Source organism: Arenimonas metalli CF5-1 (genome assembly GCF_000747155.1).
GTDB lineage: Bacteria > Pseudomonadota > Gammaproteobacteria > Xanthomonadales > Xanthomonadaceae > Arenimonas > Arenimonas metalli.
Genome location: NZ_AVCK01000032.1, coordinates 1 through 26145, shown reverse-complemented (window position 1 = coordinate 26145; position 26145 = coordinate 1). Strand labels below are relative to the sequence as shown.

Sequence of the window (26145 nt, the reverse complement as noted above, 5' to 3'; positions counted from 1 at the left end):
CCGGAACGGTCGCGGCCGCCGGGGTCTCGACGGCCTCGGGCGGCGCGATCGACGCCGGTGTGACGGTGGGCTCCGGCACGGCCAGCTCCGGCACGGCGGGCACGGATGCGGCCTGCACCGACGCGGCCTCGGGCACGTTCGACGGCGCCGCGGACGGTGCCGACGCGGGCGCGGCCAGCGGCACGATGCTGGTCTCGACATGCACGACCGGCGTCGCACCGGCGGCCGCGGGCGCGGCCGCGACCGGCGCCGCCTCGAGCATGGCCTGGCACTGGTCCAGCATCGCCTGCGCGCCTAATTCGGAGCCGAGGTCCGGGCACAGCACCGCCGCGCCCAGTTCGACCGCGATCGGGTCGCCGTTCTCGTCCACCGGCGGCTGGCCCAGCAGCTCCAGCCGCAGGCGGCCGATCATGCCCTCGATGCCGGCCGGATCGCCGCCGGGCAGCGACAGCGCGAACCCGCCCAGGCCGATGCGGGCCGCGGTGTCTTCCTTGCGGATGCGCCCGCGCAGCATGCGCGCCACCTGCAGCACCAGCGCCTCGGCCACTTCGCGGCCGTGGTAGAGGAAGAAGCGCCGGAAATCGACCATCTCCAGCCGCACCAGGCACAGCGGCTGCTGGTGCCGGCGGGCGTAGGCGATGTCCTGCTGCAGGCGGTCGAGGAAGCCGGCCTTGTTGCTCAGGCCGGTCAGGCCGTCGAGCGTGGCCTGCGCCTGCAGCTGGCGGGTGATGCGCTGGTTGTTGGCGTGGGCGCGGGCCCGCGCCACCAGGTCGGTGGTCGAGAAGGGCTTGGTGATGAAGTCGGTGGCGCCCATGTCCAGCGCCTTCATCCGCGCCGCCTCGTCGTTCTCGGCGCCGGTGACGATGATCAGCGGCAGCGTCTGGATGCCGGCGTCGGCGGAGGCGCGCACGCGCCGCAGCAGCTCGTAGCCGTCGGAGACCGGCATGTTGAGGTCGGAGAACACGACCTGGATCGACTGGTCCTCGCCAACCATCTGCCAGGCCTGCGCGCCGTCGTCGGCGGTGACGACGTCGAATTCGTCGCCCAGCATCTTCACCGCGGCCTTGCGCATCAGCTTGGAGTCATCGACCACCAGGATGCGCGCCTTGGCGCCCGAGTCCCCGCTCATCCCCGCCCCCAAGACCGGCCCCTGAACCCCTCCCAATCTAGACCAAGCGGCCCGGCCTGCCCACCACCGGGGTCACAGAACGGCCAAACCGGGCCCGGGCGGGCCTCAGTCCTGCTCGGCGGCGGCCTCGCGCCCCTGCTGGCGGATGATGGCCTCCTGGCGGGCGTCCTCGATGCTCATCAGCACCGCGCCCAGGTCGGCCCGGCGCTCGTCGAAGGTGAAGTGGCCGGTGAGCGCCGTGTCGGGCTGCAGTTCGCCGCGCTCGTACAGCGCCCACATCTCCTCGCCGTAGTGCGTGGCCAGCAGCGCCGGCTCGAACCGGCCCAGGCTGTCGCGCAGGTTGTGCACGTCCCGGAGCAGCATCGCCCGCGCGGCGTTGTTGCCGGCGGCGCTGACCACCTGCGGGAAGTCGATGATCACCGGGCCCTCCGGCGACACCAGCACGTTGTACTCGGACAGGTCGCCGTGGATCAGGCCCAGGCACAGCATGCGCACCACGTCGCGCACCAGCGCCTCGTGGTAGCGCGCGGCCTCGGCGGCCTCGAACTCGACCTCACCGAGCCGCGGCGCACTGTGCCCTTCGGCGTCGGTGACCAGGGCCATCAGCAGCACGCCGTGGTGGTAGCCATGGGGGCGCGGCGCGCTGACGCCGGCGTCGACCAGCTGGTAGAGCGCGTCGACCTCGGTGTTCTTCCACTGCGTCTCGAGCTCGCGCTTGCCGAACTTGCTGGCCTTGCCCATCGCCCGCTGCTGGCGGCTGCCGCGGACCTTGCGTCCTTCCTGGTACTGCACGCGGGCCTGGAAGCTGCGCTGGCCCATGTCCTTGTAGACCTTGGCGCACAGCACGTCGTCGCCGGAGCGGACCACGTACACCGAGGCTTCCTTGCCGCTCTTGAGCGGGCGCAGCACTTCGTCGATCACGCCGTCGTCGATCAGCGGCTGCAGGCCCTTCGGGGTTTTCATTCAGGTCGGACGCGGCCGGGATCGGGCCGGCATTATGGCCCAGCCCCGGCCGGGGCGCCCGGCAGGGTGTAGACTGCGCCCGCCAGCTGAACCGCCTGCGCGTCCCGCCGTCCCGGATCCCGGGCTCCGCTTCGCCCCCTCCACGCGCCACCGCCCCGCCCCGCGGGCCGGATCGCCATTCCCGAAGCCGCCCATGCCCATCGTGTTCCGTGACGACGACCAGCGCGTCGATCCCGCCGTTTCCTGCGACCGCTGCGCAGCCGTCTGCTGCCGCCTCACCGTGGTGCTGATGCCCGACGAAGTGCAGCCGCCGCACCTGGTGGACATCGACCACCGCGGCCTGGAGGTGATGCGCCGCGATGCCGACGGCTGGTGCGCCGCGCTCGATCGCGAGCACATGCGCTGCGGCATCTACGACACCCGCCCGAGCATCTGCCGCAAGTTCGCGATGGGTGGCGCCTACTGCCGCGACGAACGCAAGGTGCACGCCCGGAACCCGGCGCCGCTGCCGGTGAAACCCGCCGCCTGAAGGTGAAAACCGCGTGCAAACCGCGGTTTTCACGGTGCCCATGAAGCCGCGCGTGGAATCATGCGCCCGTTCCAAGACGAGGTGCCCCCCATGCCTTCCCTGCTCCGACTGACCTACGCCAGCCGCGCGCGCTTCGACGACGTCAACGGCAGCGCCGGCATCCATCCGGAAGTCGCGCGCATCCTGATCCAGTCCCGCCGCAACAACCCGCGCCGCGGCCTGGTGGGCGCGCTGTATTTCGGCGATGGCTGCTTCTTCCAGTGCCTCGAAGGCCCCGCGGCCGAAGTCGAGGCGCTGTACCAGCAGCTGCACGCCGACCCGCGCCACCACGACCTCAAGGTGCTGGCGCGCGAGGAGATCGCGCGCCGCAGCTTCGCCAGCTGGGCGATGAAGCTGGTGCCCAACGCCGCCGAAGTGCGCCGCCTGATGGCCCGGCACGGCCGCGCCACCTTCGATCCCTACAGCTTCGACGCCGACCTGCTGGCGTCGATGAACCGCCTGCTGATCGAAGGCCCGGACGCCAAGCTGGCCGCCGAAGTGGTGACCCCGCCGCCCGGGGCCCCGGAGCCTGCCCTGGGCCTGCGCTACGCGATGGCGGTGCTGGGCGTGGTGCTGCTGGGCGTGGTGGCCACGGTGGCCGTCGCCCGCTGACGTCCGCCGCGCGGGCGCGGGCAGGCCGAATCTTTCCCATTCCCCCCGCCGGCGGCTCGGCTATGCTGGGCTGGTATCCAGGGGGGATACCACAACTTGGCCACCAGCACGCCTCCGGTTCCCGGCGGGGCGGATGACCGTCGCGGCGGCCATCTGCGCAACCTGCCGCGCCGCACTTACCGTTTCCGCATCCTGGGCATGGGCCTGGCGGCCCTGCCGCTGGTCGTGGTGCTGGATGCGCGCGACGCCTCGTGGCCCTACTGGGCGTGGGCGGGCTTTGCCTGCCTGGTCTGGCCGCACCTGGCCTTCGTGGTCGCCATCCGCAGCCGCGACCCCAAGCTCGCCGAGCTGCGCAATTTCCTGTTCGACTCCCTGCTCGCCGGTTCGTACGCCGCGGTGCTGCACTTCAACGTGCTGCCCTCGGTGCTGCTGATGTCGATGGCCACGGCCGACAAGGTCAACGCCGGCATCCGCGGGCTGTGGCTGCGTTCGCTGCCGGCCATGGCGGCGGGGCTGGTGGGCGCGGGGCTGTTCACCGGCTTTGCGTTCTCGCCGGAAACCACCATGCCGGTGGTGCTGGCCTGCCTGCCAATCATGGTGATCCATTCGCTGGCGGTCAGCCTCTCGAGCTACCAGCTGGTGCGCAAGGTGCAGCGCCAGAACCTGCAGCTCGAGGCGCTGAACCGCACGGATGCCCTCACCGGCCTCGACAGCCGCGCCTACTGGCAATCGCAGGCGGAACACCAGCTGCACCGCCGCCACGCCAAGGGCCACGACGCGACGCTGCTGCTGGTCGACGTGGACCGCTTCAAGGACATCAACGACCGCCACGGCCACGCGCTGGGCGATGACGTGCTGCGCGAAGTGGGCCAGCACGTGCGCCGCGCCGCCCTGCCCGGCGGCCATGCCGGGCGGCTGGGCGGCGACGAATTCGCCGTGGCCCTGCCGGCAGGTGCCGCGGCGGCGGCGGTCGTCGCCGAGCAGCTGCGCCGGGACGTGGCGGACCTGCGGTTTGCCAAGGCACCCGGCCTGCAGGTGTCGATCAGCATCGGCCTGGCCACCGCGGCCGACCACGACATGGAACTGGCGGACTGGATGGAAACCGCGGATCGCGCGCTCTACGAGGCCAAGCGCGAAGGCCGCAACCGCGTGGCCGTGCTTACCAGCCCGGCGAAACCAGGCGCCTGAGCGGGCGGTTCAGCCCTCGGGCGAGCGCGCCCACCGCGCGCCGACCCAGAACATCATGCCGAGCAGGATCAGCCCGGCGATCCACCACGACACGCTGCCGCGCCGGCCCGCCTCGAGTGGCCGCTGCTGGCGCTCCACCGCCACCCGGCCTTCGACCTCGCCCGCCATGATCCGCGCCAGCCCGCCGTTGGCGCGCAGGCGCGCCAGGCCGGCATCGATCTTTTCGCGCAGCGCCGGCCGGCTCCGGCTGACGCCAAACGCGTAATCGCGTTCGAGCAGCGGCGGACTCAGCGCCACGATGTCCTCCAGCCCGTGCACCGCGATCGCGCGCTCGCCGATGTCGCTGGGCACCAGCGCGTAGTCGGCCTCGCCCCGGACCACGGCGAGCACGGCGCTGTCCTCGATGTTGATCGGCCGGATGTCGATACCGGCGTCCTGGTTGGCCAGCCATTCGTAGGCCATGCCGGCGAACTGCACCGCGACCCGGCGGCCCGCCAGGTCCTCGATGCCGCCGACGGGGCCGGCCTGGCGCGGCCCGAACACCTGGTGGTGCCGCCGCGCGAAGGGCTGGCTGAAGTCGAAGCGGGCCCGGCGGTCCTCGGTGATGAACATCGGCACCACGTCCAGCGAGCCGCGCTCGAGCTGGCCGAGCACGCGCCCCCACTCCAGCAGGCTGAACTGCACTTCGAAGCCCTGGTCCGCCGCGATCGCCCGGATCAGCTCCACGTCCCGGCCCGCGGCCAGGCCCCGGTCGTTGAGATAGTGGAACGGCGGATAGTTCGGGTCGCCCCCGACCAGGGCCGGCTCGGACCGCGCCAGCGCCGGCATCGCCAGCGCGAGCAGCAGGAGCAGGCCAGGCGGGCAGCGGCGCAGGTGGGCGGTCGGCATGGCCCGAGCATACCCAAACCGCCTGGCCGATTCCGTGCAGGCGCCGTCAAGCCGCCGGGCTGGCCCCGGGCCGCCCCCTTGCGCGTGTGAAGGATGTGCAAACCCCTCGCGCGGTGCATCATCAGCCCGCCCCCGTCCTCTGGAGCCCCCCATGCGCCTGCTGCCGCTGCTGCTTGCCTCGACCTTCCTCCTCGCCGCCTGCGGCCAACAGGACGCCGCACCCGCCGCCGATGCCGCCCCCGGCGCCGCCACTGCGACGACCGACGCGGGCACCCCGACTTCCACGGAACCCCTGCCCGGCGAACCGGGCGCCGCCGACGCGGCCACCGCGGATGCCAGCCCGCCGGTGGAATCCAATGCCACCCCGCTGCCCGGCGAGCCCGGCGGCCCTGAGCTGGCGACCGCCGCGCCCACGCCGCCCGCCGAGTTCGATCCCGCCAGCGTGCCCGAGTCCACCGCCAGCCTGCCGCCCTTCCCGTTCTTCAAGGAGCCCGAAGGCCTGGTGAGCACGCTCGATGACCGCGACCGCAACAAGAACTTCGACCGCGAACACATGATCGCCGGCGACAAGGTCGTGGCGATCGAAGGCAAGGTCTTCCGCGACCGCTTCCAGCTCACCAACCCCGACCAGCGCGAGTACTCGGACATCGAGTTCCACCGCAACTACGCCAACGCCATCGCCGAGCTCGGCGGCCAGAAAATCAGCCAGGTCCAATACACGAACGAGGTCAACGCGGCCTTCGGCGGCCGCGAGGCGGTGGACAAGCACTACCACGGCACCTGCGCCAGTTCCGGCTGCGAGAACCACACCTACCTGATCCGCCAGGGCGGCAAGGAGTGGTGGATCCAGGTCAGCACGGGCGCGATCCCGCTGCACGGCGAGGTGGTGGTGCTCGAGCGCCAGGGCATGACCAGCAAGCTCGCCTTCATCGATGCCGCCGCCATGAAGAAGGCGCTCGACGCCGACGGCCGCATCGCGCTCTACATCAATTTCGACGTGGACAAGGCGACGCTGCGGCCGGACGCCGCGGCGGTGGTCGCGGAAATCCATCGCCTGCTGACGGATGACCCCGCGCTGCGCCTGTCCATCGACGGCCACACCGACAGCACCGGCACCGCCGAGCGCAACCGCGAGCTCTCGCGCCAGCGCGCGGAGGCCGTGCAGGCGACGCTGGTCGCCAAGGGCATCGCCGCCGACCGCCTGCAGGCGCAGGGCTTCGGCCCCGACCAGCCGCTGGCCGACAACGGCACCGAAGACGGCCGCGCGAAGAACCGCCGCGTGGAGCTGGTGCGGCTGCCCTGAGAATTCAGCCGCCGCAGCCGCCGCAGCAGGTGGACGGCAGCGCCATGATCTGCGCGGGGACCAGCTTCGGATCGGTGTTGGCCAGCAGTTCGCCCAGCTCGAAGGCGCTGAGGTTGGCCGAGACCCGAAGCAGGCCGGTGCCGGCGTCGAAGTCGGTCATCGCGGCCGGATCGGCCTGGCCCAGCGCGGTGCGCAGCGCGGCCAGGTCGGGCGAACGGGTGGCGAGATGGATGTCGTACTGCATGCTGGCTCCTGTGGTCGGCGCCCCGATGGCGCCCGGCCCGCACAGGCTCGCCGAGTGGGCCGGGCCGCGCCCTGACCCGGGTCAAGCGGCCTGCGATCCGACGGCGTGCCGCGTTTTGTGGGACACTGCGCGCCCTTTCCATCCCTCCAAGGCCCCGACCATGAGCAAGAAAGCCCGCGCCCGCCGCCGCGCCGCCCGACTCAAGAGCATCCGCTGAGTCGCGCTCCGCGCACCGCAACACCCGATCAAGGGCCGGTTTCCGGCCCTTTTTCTTTGCCCGGGACTTGTGGGAGGGCTCAGGCTTGGGCGTGCCAGGCTTTCAGGAGCTCGGCTTCCTTGTCGCGGGCGATGCCGGCGCGGACTTCGGCCTGGCGCTCCGGCGTCTGGCTGCGGTACCAGGCCAGCAGGTCGGTGACCGTCTCCGCCAGCGGCCGGAAGCTCAGGCCCGCGGCGATCGCGCGCTCGTTGCTCACCGCGCCGTAGCCGGAGTACGGCGAGCCCTCGCGCGGCACCCAGATCGGCAGCGCCACCTCGTTCTTTTCGATGAATTCGCGCGGGACGTGGGTGAACGTCGCGGGGCCGCCGGTGACGGCGTGGCAGCCGTGCACCATGGCGTCCATCGACATCGCGTAGTCCGGGCCGCAGGCGTTGAACACACCCGCCGTGCCGCTCTCGGCGAGGCGGATCATCCACTCGCCCAGGTCGCGCCCGTCGATCACCTGCACCGGATCCTGGCCATCGCCCGGCACCAGTATCTCGCCGCCTTCGGCGATGCGCTTGGGCCAGTAGGTGAAGCGGTCGGTCTCGTCGCGCGGTCCGACGATGTAGCCCGGCCGCACGATCGTCACCTTGTCGCCGAACTGCTTGCGCGCCTCGGCCTCGCTGAGCGCCTTGAGCGAGCCGTACAGGCCTTCGATGTTCGCCATCAGCGTTTCGCGGGTCTCGGCCATCGCGTCGGCGCCGGCGTACTTCGCCAGCGGCGAGTCCTCGTTGATGCCGCCCTTCGAACCGTCCGCGTACACCGAGATGGTCGAGATGAAGAGGTAATGCCCGACCTTGCCCTTGAGCACCTGGCCGGCGTCGCGCACCCAGTACGGCAGCGTCGTGGGGTTGTCGATGCAGACATCCCACTCGCGGCCCTCGAGCGACTTCAGGTCGCCGGTGGTGCGGTCGCCCACCAGCTGCTCGACCCGGTCGCCCCACTCGGCGATCGGCCGGCGGCCACGGTTGAACGTGGTGACCTGGTGGCCGCGCGCCAGGGCGTAGGCCACCTGGAACGGACCGGTGAAGCCGGTGCCGCCCAGAATCAGGATGCGCAGCGGCTTGGCGGCTTTCGGAATGGCATTGCCAAGGCTGGCGGGCGCGGCGGCGCTGCCGATCGAAGGCAGGGCGGCGGCGGCGGTGGCCAGCGCGGCATAGCGGAACAGGTCGCGGCGTGAAGTCATGGCGTTTCCCCGGATGGTGATTGGACGAGACTCCGCCCCAGCCCTCCGGGCCCGACGGATGCGCCACTCTGCCCTGCCCGGCCCCGCGCCCGCGCATGACGAAAGTCGGGGGGCCGGGCGGCGCGCCTAGGGCGCTGCGCCGCGCTGCACGTTCCAGGCCGCGAGCTCGCCCGTGGCCGGATCCACCGACACCACGTGCACCTCGCGCAGCACCCGCTCGCCCTGCGTGGTGGCCAGCTCGCCCACCACCACGAGTCGCTCCGGCAGGGTCCAGACGCAGGTCGGCAGGTGCGCGTTCGAAGGTGAATCGCTGAGCGGCAGCTCGCGGGTCCAGGCCCGCGCCAGCGCGCCATCGAGGCGCGTCATGGCCAGGCGCCCCTCGCGGTCGATGCGGGTGTTGTGCCAGACCAGCAGGCCCGGCGCGCCCGGCGGCGCCAGCGGCAGGTCGCTGCCGGGCTGGCGCACGAAGCGCCCGCGCAGGAAGGTCGGGCTGCCCTCCAGCGCCGTCATGGCCGTCAGCCGGTCGAAGCGCTCGTCGAAGGGCTGCACCGATTCCACCGTGCCCCACCACAGCGTGCGCCGGGCCAGCGCGCCCTCGTCGATGACGGTGTAGGGGAACGCCAGGTGCCGCCCGAACGGATCGACCGCGGCGTCTTCCGCCTCCGGGCCGGTGAACAGGCCCAGCCAGCGCCCGCCGAAATCCACCAGGCGCAGCGGCCAGTCACCGGTGGGCCGCAGCGGCACCTTCGCCGCCTCGTGGCCAACGATCACCGCCGGCTTCGGCGGCGGCGTATACGCGGACAGCGCGCCCCCCGGACCGCGCACCGCGTATTGCGACGCATCGGCCGCCATGAACACGAGTCCGGCGTCGAAACCATAGCGCTGCGGATCCTCGGGCAGCATCCCGGCCAGCTGCGGATGGCGCGTGACGATGCACTCGGCATCATCGAGCAGGCGTCCGTCGGAGGTCGCCACCGCACGTGGATCGCGCCCGATCACCAGCCATACGCGGTCACCGTCCTGGCCCAGCAGCCGCCCGCGCACCGTGGAGCCCACCACCGGGCCGACCAGGCCATCCTGCGCCTTGAAGCTGTGCACGCGCCGCGTCCAGAGCGGCCGCGCCGTCATCGGATCGAAGGCGTGCAGGTCGAAGTGCACCAGCACCAGCTTGCGCGACGAAGGGCCGCGGCGCGTGGGGTTGCTCGACTCGCGGGTTTCCTCCTGCCGGGTCAGCAGCCACAGCCGCGGCTGGCCGCCATCGTCCACCAGCGCGGCGTAGCCCTGCACTTCGCGCGGTTCCAGGCGCGTTCCGCCGCCACAGGCGGACAGGCCCAGCGCGGCGAGCAGCATCAGCAGGCGGAGGATGGCAGGCATGTCGGATCCCGGGATCGCTGGCGTTCCCCGGGGTTAACGGCAACGGGACGCGGCCCGGGCCAACCGGGCCGCACGCGGCGGGCTCAGCGCTTGGGCTGCAGGCGGTCCTTGCGCTCGGCGATGGCCTCCGCGGCCGCCAGGATCACGTTGCCCGGGATGCGGATCGTGTAGTCCGGGTGCGTGTAGCCGAACTGCAGCACGCCCTCCCCGTCGACGATGAACACCGAGGGCACCGGCAGTGCGTTTTCCTTCGAACCCGACGCCGTCTCGAGGTTGATGCCGAAGGCGAGGTATTTCGCCACCGTCACCGCGTCCACCCGGAAGCCGATGCCGAAGGCCTTCATCGCGTGGCCCTGGCTGTCGGACAGCAGCGTGTAGGTCAGGTCGCCGGCGTCCAGCGTCTTCGCCAGTTCCTCCGGGCGGTCCGGGCTGATGGCGATCATCTGGTAGCCCAGCGCCTTCGCGCGGTCCTCGATCAGGCGCAGGTCGCTCAGCTGCAGGTTGCAGTAAGGGCACCAGCCGCCGCGGTAGAAGACCAGGATCGCGGGCTTGCCGCCGACCTGGCGGGCCAGCGTGGTGGCCTCGCCTTCGAGGGTGCGCAGGGCAATGTCGGGCAGGTTCGAGCCCATCAGGATCGGGCGAACCTGGTCGGCGCTGGCGGCGAGTTCGGCGGCCGGCGCGGTGCCGGCGAGGGTGAGCATGAGGACGGCAAGGGCGCGGCGGATCATGGGGTTTCTCCTGGGAACAGAGCTAGTGAACTCCTCAAGAGGCAAGCACGGGGTGAAAAGGTTCGCGGCCCTACTTCGCCAGGCAGCGCCGGTAGCGGTCGTAGACGCGGGTGGCGAACCAGGCGGTGTCGAGGTCGCGGGTGATCTTGGGACTCGCGAGCTTGATGCCCGGGATGATCTCGCGCGGCAGTGGCCGGCCGGCCCGGCGCTCGGCCAGTTCGAACATTCGCCGGAACAGCAGGGTGTCGTTGAACCCGAGGTTGGCGCCCTGCTCCAGCTGCTTGCGGATGCCCCGATCATCGAGGCCGAGTTCGGCCGACAGCGAGCGCACCGCGCGCTCGGTCTCGCCGGGCTTGCCCATCGGCGCGCCGGGCGCGAGCAGGTCGCCGTCCAGCGCCAGTTCGCGGCCGGTCGCGTAGGCCACCGCCTGCTGGAAGGCGGCGTTGCGGCTGGCGTACCAGCCGGCGTTGAAGTCGGCGAAGCGGTGCACCTTGCGCAGGTACGGCGTCGGGTAACCGAGCAGGTGGGCGATGCCGAAGTACAGCCCGCCGCGTCGGGTGAACACTTCGCGGCGGATGCTGGTCTCGATGGCGTAGGGGTAGGTCTCGGCCCGTGCCTCGGCGAACGGGATCGACACCTGCATCGGGCCGCCGGTCTGCACGGGGTTGCGGCCATCGAGCAGCTGCCGGCCCAGCGGGACGCGGCCGGTGAGGTCTTCGTAGAGTTCGCTGAGTTCGCGCTCGGTGCGCACGCGGTCCAGGCGCTCGCCGTAGCTGCGGCCGTCGGTGGATTCGAGCCGAAGCGCCGCGTTGAGCGCGAACTTCGGGATGCGCAGCGCGGCGGCGCGGCGCTCCAGTTCGCCGCGGGCGATGGCGGGCAGGTTCGCCACCGGCGGATCCGCCTTGTAACCGGACTCCTGCTCGATGACCGCCAGCACGGCGCAAACATTCTCGGGCGTGGGCGCGATCTCCTGCGTGCGCAGCGCCACCTCGATGTCGGTGGCCCAACCGGCGCGGTCGGGCACGCTGGCCGGGATGCGGCGCTCGAGGTCGCGGCGCACGACCTCGGGCGACGGGCCCGGCGGCGTGGTGGCGCAGCCGGCCACCAGTGCCGCCAGCGCCAACGGGGCCAGCCAGCGCCGGAGCATCATCGCGCCAATGCGAAGTCCAGCGCCGCCCGCACCGCCGCCACCTGGGCGTCGTTGCACTGGGCCGGCGTGGCGCGCGGGCTGTCGGGGTAGACCTCGGTGGTGCTGCGGAAGCGCGCGGTGGTGACGCTGGCGCACAGTCCCAGCTCGCGGCACGGGTAGTTGATGACGCCGTGCGCCACCACCGGGGAGCCGATGATCTCGCCCTTGGCGTCGGCCGGCGCGATGTGGGTCACCTTCGCCACCGCGGCGATGATGGCCTGCTGGAAGGCCGGCTGCGGGTCCTCGGTGTCGCCGACGGTGTAGAAGCCATCGGGAATCTCGCCCGGCTCGAAGGCCTGGCCGTCGCGCGCGGCCTTGGCCGGGCGGAATTCGGACTCGTCGCTGTCGGTGGTTTCGTGCAGGTCCATGTGCACCAGGAAGCGGTCGCGCAGCGGCGCCACCAGCTGCTTGAGCGCCGCCGACTCCGCCGCCTGGCCGTCGGGCCCGAACGAGCGGTTCGGGTCGATGGCCTCGGCGTTCCAGCGCTGGATGCGCTCGTAGGCCCACGGACTGACGCAAGGCACGATCAGCAGGTTGAGGCGGCCGGCGTAGTCCTTCGCATGTTGCCGTGCGAACTGCAGCGCGCCGTGCACGCCGCTGGTCTCGTAGCCGTGGATGCCGCCGGTGACCAGGGCGCTGGGCAGGTCCTCGCGCCAGTCGCGGCTGCGCAGCGCGTACAGCGGGAAGCGGCCGTCGTCGCCCACGTCGAGCGTGCCGTACTGCTGCACGTCGAAGGCATCGCGCAGGCGATCGATGGCCAGCAGCACGTCGTCGGCATAGCTGCGCTGGCGGGCCTGGCGGGCGCGCCAGGCGGCGCGTTCGGTGGCGCCCCAGGGCTGGCCGGGGGTGCCGATGGGATAGGTTTCGGGCGGGTGCACGGCGGTCGATCCTTGGTCCAAGACGTTGCCCGTGACTTTAGCACCGCGCCTTTCGCGCGACGCCATCGCGGACTGGCCCGCTCCGTTGCAGCGGACTACTCCAGGGCGATCCAGTCCACCGTCAGCGCGAACGGCCCCTCGCGCTTGTCGCCGATCAGCAGGCCGATCTCGCGCACCTGCGAGGGCTCGAACGGCGGGCCCAGCAGCGCGAACCCGTGGGCACTGGCGCGCAGGCCCGACAGCGGCACCCGCACCTCGGTCCAGCGCCCGCCCTGGGTGGCGAACTCGCCACCGTAGGACACCGTGATGCCCCGGAAGCGCGCGTCGGTCGCCAGCCGCAGCTGGTAGCGCCGGCCGTCGCCGCGCACCCGCAGCACCACGTTCTTCGCACCGGTGAAATCGAAATCGCGGCCCACCGTGCGCACCGACGAGAAGCCGCCGTTGTTCTCCAGCGACAGCACGCCGGTGAAGCGCAGCTGGCCCGCCGCCACTTCCGGCCCGCCGCTGGAGCGCCCGCCCATCACGCCGTCGTTCACCGCCACCCAGCGCGGCTCCTCGGGGGCGCCATCGAAGCGCATCAGGGTTTTCATCGGGGGCTCCGGGGCGGCGACGGACGCGGCGGGCACCGACAGCGCGAGCAGGCAGAGGATGGCAGGGATCCGTGTCAACGAAGCGCTCCGTCGGTGCGAACCCGTATTTCAGCCGCCGCGTCGTCGGAGGCGCGTGACGGGCCGGCAGTGGCGGCGTGATGCCGGCAGCGCTAGGCTCGAGGCTCCGCCCCCCGGAGACGCGCCATGAACTACGTCCAAGGTTTCGTGATCGCCGTACCGACCGCCAACAAGCAAAAGTTCATCGACCACGCCCGCCAGTTCGACCCGCTGTTCATCGAGTTCGGCGCGCTGCGCATCCTCGAGTGCTGGGGCGAGGACGTGCCGCGCGGCAAGCAGACCGACTTCTACGGCGCGGTGAAGTGCCAGGACGACGAGACCGTGGTGTTCTCGTGGATCGAATGGCCCGACCGCGCCACTTGCGACGCGGCCATGGAAAAGATGATGTCGGACCCGCGCATGGACCCGGCGGCCAACCCGATGCCCTTCGACGGCGCCCGCATGATCTTCGGCGGGTTCTCGCCCGTCGTCGTCATCGAATGACCCAGCCGCCGCGGACCGTCAAAACCGACCGGGCGTAAGGCTGCGGAAGCTGTCCAGCGCTTCGATGACCTGCTCCGGCACCTCGACCTGTGGGTAGTGGCCGACGCCGGGCAGTTCGACCACGCGTGAACCAGGCAGCAGCTCGCGCCAGCGGGCAACGATACCCGCGCCCGAGATCGGATCCTCGATGCCGTTGATCAGCGCGACCGGCACGCCGGCCTGCTGCAGCGCGCCGACCCAGCGGGCGCGGTGCTCGCGACGCTCGGCGATGTAGCGCAGCAGCTTGGGCATCACCGCCTTGCCGCCGGCGCGGATGAGCGCCTGCCAGGCTTCGTCGAGCTCACCCTCGGGCCAGGGCTGGGCGCAGATGCGCTGCAGGCTGGCCTTGAAGCGCGCCTCGCGGACGAAGCGCACCAGCAGCGGGCCCAGCAGACCCGCCAGCAGGCGCTGGATCCGCAGCGGGCGCGTGGATTCGGGGAACAGGCCGCCGTTGAGGAAGACCACCGAGGTGATGCGGAACCCGAGCGCGCCCTCGCGCTGCCGCGCCAGCAGCTCCTGCGCGACGGTGTCGCCGTAGTCGTGGGCGATCACCGCGACCTCGCGCACGCCGGTGGCCTCGGCCAGCGCCACCCACTGGTCGGCGGACGACGCGATCGAATACTCAAAAACGCGCGGCTTTGCGGAGGCGCCAAAGCCCAGCATGTCCAGCGCGAACAGCTCGTGCGTGCGCGCCAGCGCCGGCCACACCCCGCGCCAATCCCGGCCCGAGGTCGGGAAGCCATGGATCAGGAACAGCGCCGGCCCCTGCCCGCCCCGCCGCACGTGCAGGCGATGGCCGCGGAACGGCAGCACGAAGGTGGCAGCTTGCTCGAAAGCGGTCACGCGATTTCCCTGCGCCAGTCCCTGCACCCACGCCGCGGCCGCCTGGTGCGCCAGCGGGCGCGCCACGGTCACTCGAACCATCTTCAATCCTCAGCCCGGCGTGGCCAGCTTCAGGCCAATGATGCCGGCCAGGATCAGCGCGAGGCTGACCAGCCGGCCGGCATTGGCCGGTTCATTGAACAGCACGATGCCCAGGATGGCCGTGCCCACCGCGCCCACGCCCACCCACACGGCATAGGCCGTGCCCAGCGGCAGGTCCTTCATCGCGACGGCCAGCAGCCACAGGCTGACCGCCATCGCGAGACCCGTGCCGAGCGAGGGCCAAAGCTTCGTGAAGCCCTCGGTGTACTTCAGGCCCACGGCCCAGGCGACTTCGAACAGCCCGGCGAGAAACAGGATGAGCCAGCTCATGGCAAGGATTCCTTGTGGTTGGCGCGCCACTCAGGCGGCGCGAACTTCATCCAGCAACTCTGGGTGGCGATCCAGCACTTTCAACAGCTTGACCAGGGCCACCGAAGGAAGTGCCTTGCCGGTTTCATACCGCGAGAAGGCGTTCACCCCGCCGCCGAAGATTTCGGCCGCCTCACGCTGGTCGAGCTGTAGCTTGCGCCGGACTCGGGCGACAAAGGAAGGATCGACAATGCCGGCGTTGACGCGCCGGTTGAACTCGCCGACCAGGGCGCTCACGCGCTCGCCCTCGGCGGCATCCAGGACCACCTCGCCGCATGCCGGGCAATAATCACCCGTCACACGACGCAGCTTGGTCTCCTCGCCCCGGTAGGCGTGGACAAGATCCCGGGTTTGGCGAACCAGTTCCGCTTCGCCGCAAACCGGACATTTCATCTCAGGCCTCCTTGAACGAAATGATCAGCAGTCCGTCAGACACCGTCAGCTTCACGTAAAGCCGCCCCATGTCCGTCATTGGCAGGTAGACGTCCTGCCAAAGCCGATGATCCGCGTACGTGGTCATGCTCTTGTGGAAGTCGCGCGATGACAGCGCCTCGACCACGGCGAGCATGTCAGCCCGGTCCAGGCCCAGTGCCTGCGCTCCCTGGATCGAACTCATCGTGGTCCTGACCTGGCCAGACTGGAGCAGCCATTTCACCACCGACAGCCTGAAATGAGGCGTGCCCTTCTCCATGCCAAGTTAACCCATTAGGTTAATCGTGGCAATCAGTCTCCGGCGGATTGTCGAACCGAGGTATCGGGAAAGTCACCACTGGTGGGTCGGCGAAGGCCTGGGCCTCGCGCCGACCCGCGCGCAACGGGTAGCGAAGCGGGACAGCGCGAAAATCAAGCCTTGGGCTCCGGCTTGGCCGCCGGCTTGTTCACGAACTTCTCCAGCATCTTCTTGCCCTCGGGCGACTGCGCCAGGCCCTCGAGCATGCTGGCGATGGCGGTGCCGCCGTCGGCCGAGAACAGGTCCATGACGCCCGACAGGCCCTTGCCAGGGGTGCCGGCGTTGGAGATGACCTTGACGTCGGCGGTCTTGAGCGCCTCGGCCTGGGCCATGCCGACGGCCTGCGCCGCCTCGATGTTGCGGATGCCCAGCAGGTAGTTCTGGTAGCCCTGGTCGCTGCCGATCTTCTCGGCCAGCTTGATCTGCGCGTCCACCGGCGCCATCAGGATGGCGGTCTCGGCCTGGCCCTTGGCATTACCCTCGAGCGCGATGCCCTCGGCGTTGCGGCGGGCGGCCTCCAGCTGGCCTTCGGCGGTGAGCACGGTCTGCTGCTTCTGGCCTTCGGCCACCACGATCGAGACCTGCTTGTTGCCCTCGGCGGACACCACGGCCACCTGCTTGGCGGCGTCGGCCTCGACGATGGCCACGTCCTTGGCCTGGGCGGCGGCGATCACCGCAGCCTCGCGGGAAATCTCGGCGCCGCGCACGGTCTTGACCTGCACCACGTCCATTTCCTTGGCCGCGGTCTCGCGCTGCTGCACCTTCACCTGCTGCGCGGCCTGCTCGTTGGCCACGCCCACGTTCTTGTCCTTCTCGGCCGTGCGCAGGCCCACCTGCTCGGCGGCCAGCTGGCGCGACATCTCGATCTCGCGCTTGGCGGCGATCTCGGCCATCTCGGCCTGGCGGCTGTTGTCCGCCACCACCAGGCGCGACTCGCGCTCGATGCCGGAGGTGCGCTTGGCCATGATGTTGTGGATGACGTCGCTGTCCTTGGCGTCACGGATGTCCATCAGCTCGATGTTCTTGATGGCCTCCACGCCCCAGCCGCCCAGCTGCGGCTGCACTTCCTTGGTGAAGGCTTCGCCGAAGCGGCTGCGGTCGAGCATGATCTGGTCGATCTCGTGCGCCGCCAGCACCGTGCGCACCGAGCCCTGCACGATCGCGGTCAGCTGCTCCTTGAGTTCATCGAACGACGCGACGCGCTGGGCGGCGGTGTTGGAGTCGCTGATGCGGAAGAAGGCCATCACGTGCACCAGGAAGGGCACGCGCTCCTTGTCGTAGGCCGCGTAGTCCGGCAGGTCGATCGAGAAGTTCGACACCGGCAGCGTGACGCGCGTCAGGCCGACCAGCGGCAGGCGCGAGGGCCACTCGTAGTAGGTGTTGCTGGCAAAGCCCTTGCCGTAGGACACGGTGTCCTTGCGGGTCTGGACGATGTGCACTTCGTTCACCGGCACCACGCGGCGCAGGGCGATGACCCAGAAGAAAACCATCACGGCAACGAGGCCGGCGGCGCCCAGCAGGGCGATCAGGACGAGCGAGGTTCCGGCGAGCATGGGCGGTTCCGCGTGGAGGGCAAGGACGGCCAGTATACGGGCGGCGCGTGGCCCGCCAAGGCGCGATTTCGCTGTCCCGTGTCCGATGCCGCTTACGTTATCGCGTGGGTAGCCCACGACCCGAGGACCGCCCGATGCGCCGCCTGCCCGCCCTGCTCTGCCTGCTGTTCGCCGCCACCCAGGCCTGGGGCGACGCCACCGAGCCCACGGCCGACCTCGAGGGCGCCCGCGACCCGGCTTGGCTCCAGCGCTACGAGGGCAGCTTCATCGTCAGCCACGAGCAGCGCGGCTTCGATGCGGTGGCCTTCCCGGCCTCGGTGCTCAAGCGCGTGCCCGGCCAGACCGACGCCTACAACAACAACGTCTTCCGCGCCGACCAGCAACGCGAGGTCGAGGGCGAGTACGCCCGCCTGCTCTACGTCGCCCCGGCCGAGCGTTCGCCGCTGGAGGTGATGCGTAATTATCTCGACGTGGTCGAGGAAGGCGGCGGCCAGGTGCTCTGGCGCTGCCGCGACACCGACTGCGGCGGCGACCTCAACGGCAACGACCACGGCGGCGGCAACCAGGGCCTGATCGAACAGCTCTACCCGCAGGCCCGGCGCAAGGACGCCAACTTCAGCAACGGCTGGTGCGCCAGCGGCTCCACCCCGCGGGAGCAGCACTACGCGCTGGCCACCCTGCCCGACGGAAGCGGCGGCGAGCGCACGCTCGGCATCGTCACCTTCCAGATCGGCGACCGCACCTACTGCGATGCCCTGCACGACCGCACCGCGGTGCTGGTGGTGGCCGTGTCGCCCAAGGCCCGCGAGCGCAAGATGGTCACCGTGACCTCCGACGACATGGCCAAGGCGCTGGACGCCGACGGCCGCATCGCGCTGTACGGCATCCAGTTCGACACCAACAAGTCTTCGCTCAAGCCCGAGTCGGTGGAAACGATCGCGCAGATCGCCAAGCTGCTGCAGGCCCAGCCCGCGCTGAAGCTGGACGTGGTCGGCCACACCGACAACGTGGGCGACGCCGCGGCCAACCTGAAGCTGTCGCAGCGCCGCGCGGACGCGGTGGTGACCTCGCTGGTGGAGGACCACGGCATCGACGAAGCGCGGCTGGCCGCGCGCGGCGAAGGCCTGGACAAGCCCATTGCCGACAACGCCACCGAGGACGGCCGGGCGAAGAACCGGCGCGTGGAGCTGGTGAAGCGCTGAGGCCCCGCGCCGAAGGCCCGCGAACGGGAGACACCCGGGCCCGCCCATTCACACGGAGATCGAGACAATGACGAATCCCGCCCGTCTGCCTGCCGGCGTCCTGCTCGCCGCGGCGCTGGCCACCGGCTGCGCCAGTCTCGAGGGTCCGGCCGGCACCACGCTGGTGTTCGAGTCGGTGAACGTGGTGGACACCGTCGATGGGCGACGCCTGCCGCCGCAGGACGTGTTCGTGGCGGGCGACCGCATCGTTGCCCTGCATCCCGCCGGCGAGCGCACCGGCCCGCCGGGCGCCACCCGCGTCGACGGCCGCGGGCGCTGGCTGATGCCGGGGCTGTGGGACATGCACGCGCATTGGTATGACGAAGCCACGCTGCCGGTGTTCACCCTGCACGGCGTGACCGGCCTGCGGCAGATGCGCGGCTATTCGGGCCAGTACGCCACGCGCGCCAAGGGCATCGAAGGCACGCTGGCCGCACCGCGCGTGTTCCTGGCCAGCCCGCTGGTGGACGGGCCCACGCCCGCCAGTCCGCCCGCCATGAAAGTGGTGGACGAGGCCAGCGCCCGCGAAACGGTGAGGATCGTGGCCGCGTCGCGCGCGGATTTCCTCAAGGTGTACGACCAGGTGCCGAAAGCCGCGTACCTCGCGCTGCGCGACGAAGCGCGCCGGGCCAGCGTGCGCATCGAGGGCCACGTGCCGATTGAAATGGACTGGCGCGAGGTGTCCGAGGGCGGCACGCAGCGCAGCTTCGAACACCTGCATTCGATGATGGTGTGGACCGCACGCGACCCCGCCGCGCTGCAGGCGCGCTGGCTGGCCTACCACCAGGACCTGGCCTACAACGAGGGCATCTCCGGCGCCAAGCGCCAGGAGACCGCGGCCATCCACCACGCCGCCTACGACGATTTCGACCCGGCCCAGTTCGCTGCGCTCGCGGAGGTCCTCAAGCGCAACGACACCTGGCAAACGCCCACCTGCATCCTTTGGCGGGCGCGCAAGGGCCGGCTCGACGCCGATGCAACGCCTGACCCGCGCATGCGCCTGGTGCCGGGCTGGATGCAGGGCTTCTGGGCCTCGTGGTGGCCGAAGGACGATCCCGAGGCCGTGGCCGCGGACTTCGCCGTGAACGAGCGGCGCGATGCCTACTGCCTTGCGCGAACCCGCGAACTCCATGAGGCCGGCGTGCCGCTGCTGGCCGGCAGCGATACGATCATGCCCTACGTCTTCCCCGGCAGCAGCCTGCACGAGGAGCTGGCGCTGATGGTCGAGGCCGGGCTCCCGCCGCTGGCCGCGCTGCAGGCGGCAACCAGCGGCGCGGCGCGGTTCATGGGGCGCGACGACCTGGGCGTGGTGCGCACCGGCGCGCTGGCCGACCTGGTGCTGGTGCAGGGCGACCCGCTCGCCGACATCAGCAACACCACGCGCATCGAAGGCTTCGCCATCGGCGGCAAATGGATCGATTCTTCGCCACGGGAGGCGGGCCTGGACCGGATTGCCCGCATCGTCGCCGCGCCCGCCGTGGCCGACGCCATGGGCGCCGCGGCGGCGCAGGACGGCCTGGACGCGGCCATCGCCGCGTACGACGCACGCTGCCCCGCCCCGCCCGAACAGGCCGACTGCGGCCTGTTCAACGCCTACTACGCGGTGCCCATGGCCCTGGCGAACGGCCCCGACCGCGGGCGCATCGCCGAATTCGAGGACTGGCTGGAGACCACGGGCGCGTCCGACGCCGACCTGCTTTCGGCGCTGGCGCAGGCGCGCTTCGAACGGGGCGAACTGCCGGCCGCGCGGCGGCTGACCGCGCGTGCGCTGGCGATCGCGCCGGGCGATCCGCTGCTGATGCAGCTGCAGCAGAAGGTGGACGTGACGACCGTGCCCGCCGCCGGATCGGCACCCGCCCGTGACGAAAGTCCTTAGGCCGGACGCCCCGGGCCCTGCCCGTCACGCCGGGTGACACTGCGCGCCTTTGCCCCTGCAAGGTCAACCTGATGTCCCTCACCGCCGGTCTGCTGCTCACCCTGTCCGTCGCGGCCGCCGAGGTCGCACCCCATCAGCCCGGCGACCCGGGCCCGGCCACGCCGACGCCCACCGGCGCCGGCTGGCTGTCCACGGAAGCCAACGACAACCTCTCGCTGACCGCCGACGGCCGCCGCCTGGTCTTCGGCCGCTCGCCGACCGGCGATTTCGAGAACGCGCAGGTGCTGATGGCGACGCGCGAAGAGGGTCCTTGGTCGGCGCCCGAGCCCGTGTTCAGCCCGCGCCCCGGCGGCCGCGACTCCGATCCCTGGCTGACGCCGGACGGCGCCTGGCTGTACTTCGTCTCCGATCGCCCGGCGCCGTCCCGCGCGGACGACCGCAAGGACATGGACTTGTGGCGCGCGCCGCTTGTCGATGGGCGCGTCGGCGAACCCGAACACCTGGCCGCGGCCTCGAGCCCGGGCGAAGAGCTGGGCCCCGAAGTCCACGACGGCGCGCTGTACTTCAACAGCACGCGCCCGGGCGGGCCCGCGCCCCTCGCGATCTACCGCGCCCCGGTGCTGGCCGACGGCATCGGCCCGGCCGAAGCCATGCCCGCGCCCTTCAACGAAGGCCAGGTACAGGGCGACCTGACCTTCTCGCCGGATGGCAGCACCGCCTTGTTCTGGAGCGTGCGCGGCGACCTGCGTGAGCCCGACCTGTTCGCAGTAGTGCGCCGGGGCGACAGCTGGTCTGAGGCCATCCGGCTGCCAGCACCGTTCAATGCGCCCGGCATGGACTTCACCCCGGCATTTACGGCCGATGGGCGCACGCTTTACTGGGCTAGCCAGCGGGAAAACGCCGAAGGACGCGCGGATGTAGTCGCCCTTTCGGCCGACGAACTGACGAAGGCGCTCGAGGCAACGATCCGCCCCTGAGCGTTAGCTCAAGCCTCGTCCAATGCGTGGTGGATAAGCACCACGCACTGCGAGGCGAACAGCATCTTCCGGCCCAGCGAGATCCGCTTGGTACCCATTCGGTCCAGGGTGTGGAAGGTGTTCTTGGGCATCGGGATGTGGTCGGTGAGCAGGAAGCACGGCTTCTCGCCAAAGGCCTGCTCGCGGATCGATGTGCCCTTGGGGTCCATGACGAATAGCTGATGGTCCGCCGCCAGCTCCTGCACCAGCTTCTCGAAGCTGATCGTGCGCACCGTGACGCCTGACTCCACCGGCCGCGATTCCTCCTTGCCCATGCCGCGCGAGGCGTCCAGCGCGGCGGCCACCTTGCCCAGCAGCGACCGCTCGTCGAACCCGCCGATGGCGTGCATGGCCGCGGCCTCGAAGCGGACGGTGCGCGAGTAGTCCTGCGTGCTCTCGAGCACCAGGTACACCACCACGTCGGCCCGATGCGACTGGGCCACGAAGATGGCGTTCATCAGCGTGTGCGCCAGGATCTCGGTGTGGGCCTCCTGGCCGACGCCGGCCAGCAGCTTCTGCGAATCGGTGGGGGCGGCGCGGGCGCGGAGGACGAAGGTTCGCATCAGGCCGCCATTCTCAGGGGCGAGGCGCGACGCTGTCGAGACCGGCGGTTCCGGCCCCATGCCGCCGGAATCTGCCATGCAACGAAGTTGCCGCGCATATCCGGCCACCGCACGGCGGCCGCCCTTTGGTGACGAACGGCAGTCGTTGCGTGCCACATGCCGGCGGTATAGTCCGCACAGGCTTGGTGCGGTACCGGCCACGAAACGCGGAGAACGAACATGGGTCTTGTGCAGGCAGTGGCGGGTGCGGTCGGCGGCATGCTGGCCGACCAATGGAAGGACTTCTACACGGTGCCGGCCGGGCTGCCGGCGACGGCGGCGCTGTTCGCGGCGGTGCCGCAGGGCACCAATGCCGGGCGCGGGGCCAACACCAAGGGCTCGAGCAACATCATCAGCAACGGCTCGAAGATCATCGTGCCGGAAGGCTATGGCCTGCTGCTGATGCAGGACGGCGCGATCACCGGTTTCGTCGCGGAACCCGGCGGCTACGAGTGGCGCTCGGACGACGACAACTCCAAGTCCATCTTCGCCGGCGACGGCATCGTCAGCCCGCTGATCAAGCAGAGCTGGGAGCGCTTCAAGTTCGGCGGCCAGCCGGGCAGCCAGCAGGCGGCCTTCTTCGTCTCGCTGAAGGAGCTGCCGGACAACCGCTTCGGCACCCAGTCGGAAATCTACTGGGACGACGCCTTCCTCAACACGCAGGTCGGCGCGGTCACGCGAGGTTCGTACACGCTCAAGATCACCGACCCCATCCTGTTCGTGAAGAACTTCGTACCGGCCAAGTACCTGCAGCCGGGCCAGGTGTTCGACTTCACCGACATCGACAACGCCGCGGCCGGCCAGCTGTTCAACGAAGTGGTGGGCTCGCTGGCGCCGGCCTTCAGCCTGTATTCGAACGACCCGGCCAAGGGCAACCGCATCACCAAGCTGCAGCAGGATTCGGTGGGCTTCGCCAAGAGCCTGTCGGACGCGGTGGAGAACGCCTACCAGTGGAAGACCGACCGCGGCCTGCTCATCGTCAAGACCGCCATCGTCTCGATCGAGTACGACGCCAACACCAAGGAACTGCTCAAGACCGTGCAGCGCGCCGACGCGCTGTCGGGCAGCCGCGGCAACTCCAACCTGCAGGCCAGCGTGGCCGCGGGCATGCAGGCCGCCGGCGAGAACAGCGGCGCCGCCGGCCTGGTGGGCCTGGGCATGGCGGGCGGCATGATGGGCGGCATCGGCAGCCTGCAGCAGCCGGCCACCCCGGCCACCCCGGCCGCGCCCGCGGCACCGGCGGCCGACGACGCGATCACCAAGCTCAAGAAGGCCAAGGAAATGCTGGACCTGGGCCTGATCACCCAGGCCGACTACGACGCGGCCAAGGCCAAGGCGCTGGGTCTGTAAGCGGCCGCCATGTCTAACAACACGGGCTCCACGCCGCCTCCCCTGCCCCCGGGCATCGGGCCGGGCTCACCGCAGGACGTGCCGCCGGAACCGGGCACGTTCCCAGTGGATCCGGCCACCCTGCCCAAGGCCATCCGCGACGAAGTGCTGGCGCCCGACCCGGTCGCCATCGACACCGCGTCCGAGGAACTGAAGGACGGCCAGAACCACTGCCCCAAGTGCGGCGCCACCGACATCAAGCAGCGGCCCGGCACGGACATGCTGATCTGCCTGTACTGCCGCAACGAGTGGCATGGCGAGGGCGTGGAGGAAGCCTTCGGGCTGGGCGAAGGCCTGGACACGCTGACGGGCACCATCATTGCCTCCGGCGCCCAGGCCATTGCCGCCGACGCCTCGCACCTGATGAGCTTCAAGTGCACCGGCTGCGGCGCCGAGGTCACGGTGAACACCGAAAGCAACATGACCGCCCGCTGCCACTGGTGCCGCCACGTCTTCGGCGTGAACGAACAGGTGGCGAATGGTGCCGTTCCCGATGCCGTGCTGCCCTTTCGCATCAAGAAGGACGACGCGGTGGCGCACATCCGCCAGTTCGTGGGCAAGCGCAGGATGTTCGCGCTGAAGGAATTCAAGGAACAGTTTACGCCCGAGAACGTGGTGGGCGTCTACATGCCCTACATGATCGTGGACGGCCGGGCCAGCGCCGAAGTGTCCGGCCACGGCGAAATCAAGACCCGCGAATACACCCGCGGCACCGGCAACAACAAGAAGACCTACTACGACGCCGACGTGTACGCCGTGCGCCGCGCCGTGGACTTCACCGTGGACGACCTGCCGTTGGAGTCCTCGCGCGAGCGCAGCAAGCTCGACACCAAGGTCAACACCAACAACATCATCAACACCATCCTGCCCTTCGACACCAAGAACGCGGTGAAGTGGAACGCCAGCTACCTCTCGGGCTTCAGCTCGGAGAAGCGCGACACCGACGTCGAGGCCCTGCGACCCCGCCTGGAAGACCAGCTGCTGTCCATCGCCCGCCACCAGGTGGAGCCCTCGGTCAGCCGCTACGACCGCGGCGTGCGCTGGGAAGAAGAAAGCCTGGACGTACACGGCACCCGCTGGGTGGCCATGTACCTGCCGGTGTGGCTCTACAGCTACCAGCAGCCGGGCAGCGGCATGCTGCACTACATCGCGGTGAACGGCCGCACCGGCGAAACCATGGGCAGCGTGCCGGTGCAGCACTGGAAGTTGCTGCTGGCGGCGATGACGACCGGCACCTTCATCGAGGGCATCGTGATCGCCCTACTGCTGGGAGCGAACTGATGAGCGATGACAATGGTGCGTGGCTGCTTGCGCTTGGGCCGGCCGGGGCGGCGGCGCTGTATTGGGCGATTTATCGGTATTACCGGAATACTGACAAGTCGCATGCGTTTGAGCGGGAGACGGCGGTGGATGCCAAGCCCGTGACGGGTACGGACGTCAAGACCGGTGACGTGGAGGGGGTGCGGAACAGCCGCATAGCCGGCGACAACGTGAAGACGTATCGCACGCGCGTCCGGCGAGTCAACGGCTCAAGCTAGCCAGGCCTGCTGGATGTGGCCCGGAGGCAGCAGTCATCCGCCTATAAAGTTGGGCCAGATAAGCTGCCTGTAGCGTATTGGTTGGCGAGCAAATTGCCCGGCGTGGTACCTGCGAGTCCTTGCTACGGGACCTAAGCAGCAGGCACGCCGGCATCGACTGCAGCCGTATCAACCTTTAGCTGAACCGCCTCCTCACCCAACACATCCTCAGCCGCACGCTCGAACGGGCGACCATAAATCAGCGCATAGTTGTCGAGGAACTGTCTTTCTCCACGAAACTCGCGAAACAATGGCCAAGCATGATAGGAAAGCTCATTAAGAATCTCCCCTTTCATCCCTATCCTGTGCATGAGCTCAACAGAATCCCCCCATCTACACTCCAAAACCGCACAGGCCAACTTAAACTCGGGCAAGGATGAAGACCAATCGACAGCCTCAAGCTTCTGCTTGTATGCATCGGAGCCCGACCCCTTCAGCGCGATGCACAAATTGATAGTGGCAATTTTTTTGCTCAGGTCAGAACTATTGTTTCGCTGATTGATTCTGAAATCAGCAATCCGGATGACGTCACATTCCTCATCTTTAAGCATGTCGTAAATCAGGTTGTTGAGTGCGTTGTCGGCAGCCGAAAGCTCGTCCGGAAGAACCTTTCTCCAGAGAGTGTGAGCAAGAAACACCCCCACATCCATGACTATCTCGGTCGCTTTACGAAAGTAATCGTCAGAAATTGACAGTCGCTGCCCGATCAGAGGACGCGATTCAAACACATGGCCGGCCGAGTCTGAGACCTGGAGGTACTGAGCGCTAACCACACCGTTGCAATGCACAAAAAGATTCCGCCGCTGACTCGCCTCGATAAATCTCGGCCAGCCATTCCACTCGCGAAGCTTGATGCCGAAAAACGTCTCTAGCCACTTGAATTGATCAGCGTACGATTGCCGCAGAACGGCCTCGATCTCCGAATCAAGAACCGCCTTCTTAACCGAATCAAGGCTTTCGGCCGCGATCAGATCTTTAAACTGAACTTGGCGATCTAAGGCATGGAACAGCTGCTCCTTCTTACCAAACAACGCCCTTAGCAGGTCCGCAACAAAATAGTCAAGCGCACTAAAAAGAAAAACAAAAAGACTTTCCTGCAAGATTTGTGGCGCCTTGGAAAGAGTGAGCCTCCTCATTCTCCTTAGGGATCATCTGAATAACACGCCCTG

The 26145-nt window shown here is 69.6% G+C and carries 28 protein-coding genes; 11 read left to right on the top strand and 17 right to left on the bottom strand.

Annotation, left to right across the window (positions count from 1 at the left end):
• Together N787_RS10370 and N787_RS10365 are read right to left on the bottom strand one after the other, a co-directional pair.
• Positions 1 to 1129: GGDEF domain-containing response regulator (locus N787_RS10370; RefSeq protein WP_034213596.1), on the bottom strand; the 1129-nt coding region annotated here is incomplete at its 3' end.
• Positions 1130 to 1234: 105 nt separating this feature from the next.
• Positions 1235 to 2092 carry a PA4780 family RIO1-like protein kinase gene (locus N787_RS10365; RefSeq protein WP_034213593.1) on the bottom strand — a complete coding sequence of 286 codons (858 nt, stop codon included), beginning with the start codon at positions 2090 to 2092 and terminating at the stop codon, positions 1235 to 1237.
• 193 nt (positions 2093 to 2285) lie between these two features.
• On the opposite strand from N787_RS10365, the gene N787_RS10360 reads away from it, so the two are divergent.
• The 3 genes from N787_RS10360 (at position 2286) to N787_RS10350 (ending at position 4460) form a co-directional block, all read left to right on the top strand.
• Positions 2286 to 2621, top strand: a complete 336-nt coding sequence (locus N787_RS10360) for a YkgJ family cysteine cluster protein (protein ID WP_034213590.1) — start codon at positions 2286 to 2288, stop codon at positions 2619 to 2621.
• A gap of 90 nt (positions 2622 to 2711) precedes the next feature.
• A complete protein-coding gene (locus tag N787_RS10355; RefSeq protein WP_034213587.1) occupies positions 2712 to 3272 on the top strand; it encodes a BLUF domain-containing protein in 561 nt (186 codons plus the stop codon).
• A 96-nt stretch (positions 3273 to 3368) separates the two neighbouring features.
• Positions 3369 to 4460 (top strand): sensor domain-containing diguanylate cyclase, encoded by a 1092-nt coding sequence (locus N787_RS10350; protein WP_052575367.1) that lies wholly within the window; start codon positions 3369 to 3371, stop codon positions 4458 to 4460.
• Between the two features lie 9 nt (positions 4461 to 4469).
• On the opposite strand, the gene N787_RS14725 is transcribed toward N787_RS10350, so the two are convergent.
• Positions 4470 to 5348, bottom strand: coding sequence for a transporter substrate-binding domain-containing protein (locus tag N787_RS14725; RefSeq protein WP_034213584.1), 879 nt, complete (start codon positions 5346 to 5348; stop codon positions 4470 to 4472).
• A gap of 151 nt (positions 5349 to 5499) precedes the next feature.
• Between N787_RS14725 and N787_RS10335 the strand changes: the two genes are divergently transcribed.
• Positions 5500 to 6651 carry an OmpA family protein gene (locus N787_RS10335; RefSeq protein WP_052575366.1) on the top strand — a complete coding sequence of 384 codons (1152 nt, stop codon included), beginning with the start codon at positions 5500 to 5502 and terminating at the stop codon, positions 6649 to 6651.
• A gap of 4 nt (positions 6652 to 6655) precedes the next feature.
• Here N787_RS10335 and N787_RS10330 read toward each other — a convergent pair whose 3' ends face one another.
• The 7 genes from N787_RS10330 to N787_RS10300 form a co-directional block, all read right to left on the bottom strand.
• The gene (locus N787_RS10330; RefSeq protein ID WP_034213582.1) at positions 6656 to 6895 is read right to left on the bottom strand and encodes a hypothetical protein; all 240 of its coding nucleotides are present in this window, start codon (positions 6893 to 6895) and stop codon (positions 6656 to 6658) included.
• A gap of 296 nt (positions 6896 to 7191) precedes the next feature.
• Entirely contained in the window at positions 7192 to 8340 is a 1149-nt protein-coding gene (locus N787_RS10325) for an NAD-dependent epimerase/dehydratase family protein (protein WP_034213580.1), read from the bottom strand.
• A 126-nt stretch (positions 8341 to 8466) separates the two neighbouring features.
• The gene (locus tag N787_RS10320) at positions 8467 to 9714 is read right to left on the bottom strand and encodes a PA2928 family protein (protein WP_034213576.1); all 1248 of its coding nucleotides are present in this window, start codon (positions 9712 to 9714) and stop codon (positions 8467 to 8469) included.
• A gap of 83 nt (positions 9715 to 9797) precedes the next feature.
• Positions 9798 to 10442 (bottom strand): peroxiredoxin-like family protein, encoded by a 645-nt coding sequence (locus N787_RS10315; protein ID WP_034213573.1) that lies wholly within the window; start codon positions 10440 to 10442, stop codon positions 9798 to 9800.
• 70 nt (positions 10443 to 10512) lie between these two features.
• Positions 10513 to 11592, bottom strand: coding sequence for a DUF1615 domain-containing protein (locus N787_RS10310; RefSeq protein ID WP_034213570.1), 1080 nt, complete (start codon positions 11590 to 11592; stop codon positions 10513 to 10515).
• Positions 11589 to 12509, bottom strand: coding sequence for a M14 family metallopeptidase (locus tag N787_RS10305; RefSeq protein ID WP_034213568.1), 921 nt, complete (start codon positions 12507 to 12509; stop codon positions 11589 to 11591). The genes N787_RS10310 and N787_RS10305 overlap by 4 nt, the downstream gene beginning before the upstream one ends.
• A gap of 95 nt (positions 12510 to 12604) precedes the next feature.
• Positions 12605 to 13177 (bottom strand): CIA30 family protein, encoded by a 573-nt coding sequence (locus N787_RS10300; RefSeq protein WP_211252157.1) that lies wholly within the window; start codon positions 13175 to 13177, stop codon positions 12605 to 12607.
• A gap of 126 nt (positions 13178 to 13303) precedes the next feature.
• Between N787_RS10300 and N787_RS10295 the strand changes: the two genes are divergently transcribed.
• The gene (locus N787_RS10295; protein WP_034213565.1) at positions 13304 to 13660 is read left to right on the top strand and encodes a DUF1428 domain-containing protein; all 357 of its coding nucleotides are present in this window, start codon (positions 13304 to 13306) and stop codon (positions 13658 to 13660) included.
• 18 nt (positions 13661 to 13678) lie between these two features.
• Here the strand turns inward: N787_RS10295 and N787_RS10290 are convergent, their stop codons facing one another.
• The 5 genes from N787_RS10290 to N787_RS10270 form a co-directional block, all read right to left on the bottom strand.
• Positions 13679 to 14623, bottom strand: coding sequence for an alpha/beta fold hydrolase (locus N787_RS10290; RefSeq protein ID WP_084590753.1), 945 nt, complete (start codon positions 14621 to 14623; stop codon positions 13679 to 13681).
• Positions 14624 to 14632: 9 nt separating this feature from the next.
• Complete coding sequence (gene sugE, locus N787_RS10285; protein WP_034213562.1) at positions 14633 to 14953, bottom strand: quaternary ammonium compound efflux SMR transporter SugE; 321 nt, start codon at positions 14951 to 14953, stop codon at positions 14633 to 14635.
• A 30-nt stretch (positions 14954 to 14983) separates the two neighbouring features.
• The gene (locus tag N787_RS10280; RefSeq protein ID WP_034213559.1) at positions 14984 to 15385 is read right to left on the bottom strand and encodes a type II toxin-antitoxin system MqsA family antitoxin; all 402 of its coding nucleotides are present in this window, start codon (positions 15383 to 15385) and stop codon (positions 14984 to 14986) included.
• Position 15386: 1 nt separating this feature from the next.
• Positions 15387 to 15683 carry a type II toxin-antitoxin system MqsR family toxin gene (locus N787_RS10275; RefSeq protein WP_034213556.1) on the bottom strand — a complete coding sequence of 99 codons (297 nt, stop codon included), beginning with the start codon at positions 15681 to 15683 and terminating at the stop codon, positions 15387 to 15389.
• Positions 15684 to 15835: 152 nt separating this feature from the next.
• Positions 15836 to 17275, bottom strand: a complete 1440-nt coding sequence (locus tag N787_RS10270) for an SPFH domain-containing protein (protein WP_052575365.1) — start codon at positions 17273 to 17275, stop codon at positions 15836 to 15838.
• Between the two features lie 134 nt (positions 17276 to 17409).
• Between N787_RS10270 and N787_RS10265 the strand changes: the two genes are divergently transcribed.
• The 3 genes from N787_RS10265 (at position 17410) to N787_RS10255 (ending at position 21369) form a co-directional block, all read left to right on the top strand.
• Positions 17410 to 18477 (top strand): OmpA family protein, encoded by a 1068-nt coding sequence (locus N787_RS10265; RefSeq protein WP_034213554.1) that lies wholly within the window; start codon positions 17410 to 17412, stop codon positions 18475 to 18477.
• 67 nt (positions 18478 to 18544) lie between these two features.
• On the top strand, positions 18545 to 20392 hold the full coding sequence (locus N787_RS10260) for an amidohydrolase family protein (protein WP_034213552.1): 1848 nt from the start codon (positions 18545 to 18547) through the stop codon (positions 20390 to 20392).
• 71 nt (positions 20393 to 20463) lie between these two features.
• Positions 20464 to 21369, top strand: a complete 906-nt coding sequence (locus N787_RS10255; RefSeq protein ID WP_034213537.1) for a PD40 domain-containing protein — start codon at positions 20464 to 20466, stop codon at positions 21367 to 21369.
• Between the two features lie 8 nt (positions 21370 to 21377).
• Here N787_RS10255 and trmY read toward each other — a convergent pair whose 3' ends face one another.
• Complete coding sequence (gene trmY, locus N787_RS10250; RefSeq protein ID WP_034213534.1) at positions 21378 to 21971, bottom strand: tRNA (pseudouridine(54)-N(1))-methyltransferase TrmY; 594 nt, start codon at positions 21969 to 21971, stop codon at positions 21378 to 21380.
• Positions 21972 to 22190: 219 nt separating this feature from the next.
• Here trmY and N787_RS10245 point away from each other — a divergent pair, with 219 nt between their 5' ends.
• The 3 genes from N787_RS10245 to N787_RS10235 are packed head-to-tail and all read left to right on the top strand — an operon-like array spanning position 22191 to position 24937.
• Entirely contained in the window at positions 22191 to 23360 is a 1170-nt protein-coding gene (locus N787_RS10245; protein WP_034213531.1) for an SPFH domain-containing protein, read from the top strand.
• A gap of 9 nt (positions 23361 to 23369) precedes the next feature.
• Entirely contained in the window at positions 23370 to 24680 is a 1311-nt protein-coding gene (locus N787_RS10240) for a hypothetical protein (RefSeq protein ID WP_034213528.1), read from the top strand.
• Positions 24680 to 24937, top strand: a complete 258-nt coding sequence (locus N787_RS10235) for a hypothetical protein (RefSeq protein ID WP_034213526.1) — start codon at positions 24680 to 24682, stop codon at positions 24935 to 24937. The genes N787_RS10240 and N787_RS10235 overlap by 1 nt, the downstream gene beginning before the upstream one ends.
• A 131-nt stretch (positions 24938 to 25068) precedes the next feature.
• Here the strand turns inward: N787_RS10235 and N787_RS14975 are convergent, their stop codons facing one another.
• Positions 25069 to 26112 (bottom strand): hypothetical protein, encoded by a 1044-nt coding sequence (locus tag N787_RS14975; protein WP_156968980.1) that lies wholly within the window; start codon positions 26110 to 26112, stop codon positions 25069 to 25071.
• Between the last annotated feature and the right edge of the window lie 33 nt (positions 26113 to 26145).

Bases quoted from the DNA above. Each gene is read 5' to 3' on its own strand.
- N787_RS10365 (WP_034213593.1), bottom strand. From the start codon at position 2,092: ATGAAAACCCCGAAGGGCCTGCAGCCGCTGATCGACGACGGCGTGATC.
- N787_RS10360 (WP_034213590.1), top strand. From the start codon at position 2,286: ATGCCCATCGTGTTCCGTGACGACGACCAGCGCGTCGATCCCGCCGTT.
- N787_RS10355 (WP_034213587.1), top strand. From the start codon at position 2,712: ATGCCTTCCCTGCTCCGACTGACCTACGCCAGCCGCGCGCGCTTCGAC.
- N787_RS14725 (WP_034213584.1), bottom strand. From the start codon at position 5,348: ATGCCGACCGCCCACCTGCGCCGCTGCCCGCCTGGCCTGCTCCTGCTG.
- N787_RS10335 (WP_052575366.1), top strand. From the start codon at position 5,500: ATGCGCCTGCTGCCGCTGCTGCTTGCCTCGACCTTCCTCCTCGCCGCC.
- N787_RS10330 (WP_034213582.1), bottom strand. From the start codon at position 6,895: ATGCAGTACGACATCCATCTCGCCACCCGTTCGCCCGACCTGGCCGCG.
- N787_RS10325 (WP_034213580.1), bottom strand. From the start codon at position 8,340: ATGACTTCACGCCGCGACCTGTTCCGCTATGCCGCGCTGGCCACCGCC.
- N787_RS10320 (WP_034213576.1), bottom strand. From the start codon at position 9,714: ATGCCTGCCATCCTCCGCCTGCTGATGCTGCTCGCCGCGCTGGGCCTG.
- N787_RS10315 (WP_034213573.1), bottom strand. From the start codon at position 10,442: ATGATCCGCCGCGCCCTTGCCGTCCTCATGCTCACCCTCGCCGGCACC.
- N787_RS10310 (WP_034213570.1), bottom strand. From the start codon at position 11,592: ATGATGCTCCGGCGCTGGCTGGCCCCGTTGGCGCTGGCGGCACTGGTG.
- N787_RS10295 (WP_034213565.1), top strand. From the start codon at position 13,304: ATGAACTACGTCCAAGGTTTCGTGATCGCCGTACCGACCGCCAACAAG.
- N787_RS10290 (WP_084590753.1), bottom strand. From the start codon at position 14,623: ATGGTTCGAGTGACCGTGGCGCGCCCGCTGGCGCACCAGGCGGCCGCG.
- sugE (WP_034213562.1), bottom strand. From the start codon at position 14,953: ATGAGCTGGCTCATCCTGTTTCTCGCCGGGCTGTTCGAAGTCGCCTGG.
- N787_RS10280 (WP_034213559.1), bottom strand. From the start codon at position 15,385: ATGAAATGTCCGGTTTGCGGCGAAGCGGAACTGGTTCGCCAAACCCGG.
- N787_RS10275 (WP_034213556.1), bottom strand. From the start codon at position 15,683: ATGGAGAAGGGCACGCCTCATTTCAGGCTGTCGGTGGTGAAATGGCTG.
- N787_RS10270 (WP_052575365.1), bottom strand. From the start codon at position 17,275: ATGCTCGCCGGAACCTCGCTCGTCCTGATCGCCCTGCTGGGCGCCGCC.
- N787_RS10265 (WP_034213554.1), top strand. From the start codon at position 17,410: ATGCGCCGCCTGCCCGCCCTGCTCTGCCTGCTGTTCGCCGCCACCCAG.
- N787_RS10260 (WP_034213552.1), top strand. From the start codon at position 18,545: ATGACGAATCCCGCCCGTCTGCCTGCCGGCGTCCTGCTCGCCGCGGCG.
- N787_RS10255 (WP_034213537.1), top strand. From the start codon at position 20,464: ATGTCCCTCACCGCCGGTCTGCTGCTCACCCTGTCCGTCGCGGCCGCC.
- trmY (WP_034213534.1), bottom strand. From the start codon at position 21,971: ATGCGAACCTTCGTCCTCCGCGCCCGCGCCGCCCCCACCGATTCGCAG.
- N787_RS10245 (WP_034213531.1), top strand. From the start codon at position 22,191: ATGGGTCTTGTGCAGGCAGTGGCGGGTGCGGTCGGCGGCATGCTGGCC.
- N787_RS10240 (WP_034213528.1), top strand. From the start codon at position 23,370: ATGTCTAACAACACGGGCTCCACGCCGCCTCCCCTGCCCCCGGGCATC.
- N787_RS10235 (WP_034213526.1), top strand. From the start codon at position 24,680: ATGAGCGATGACAATGGTGCGTGGCTGCTTGCGCTTGGGCCGGCCGGG.
- N787_RS14975 (WP_156968980.1), bottom strand. From the start codon at position 26,112: ATGAGGAGGCTCACTCTTTCCAAGGCGCCACAAATCTTGCAGGAAAGT.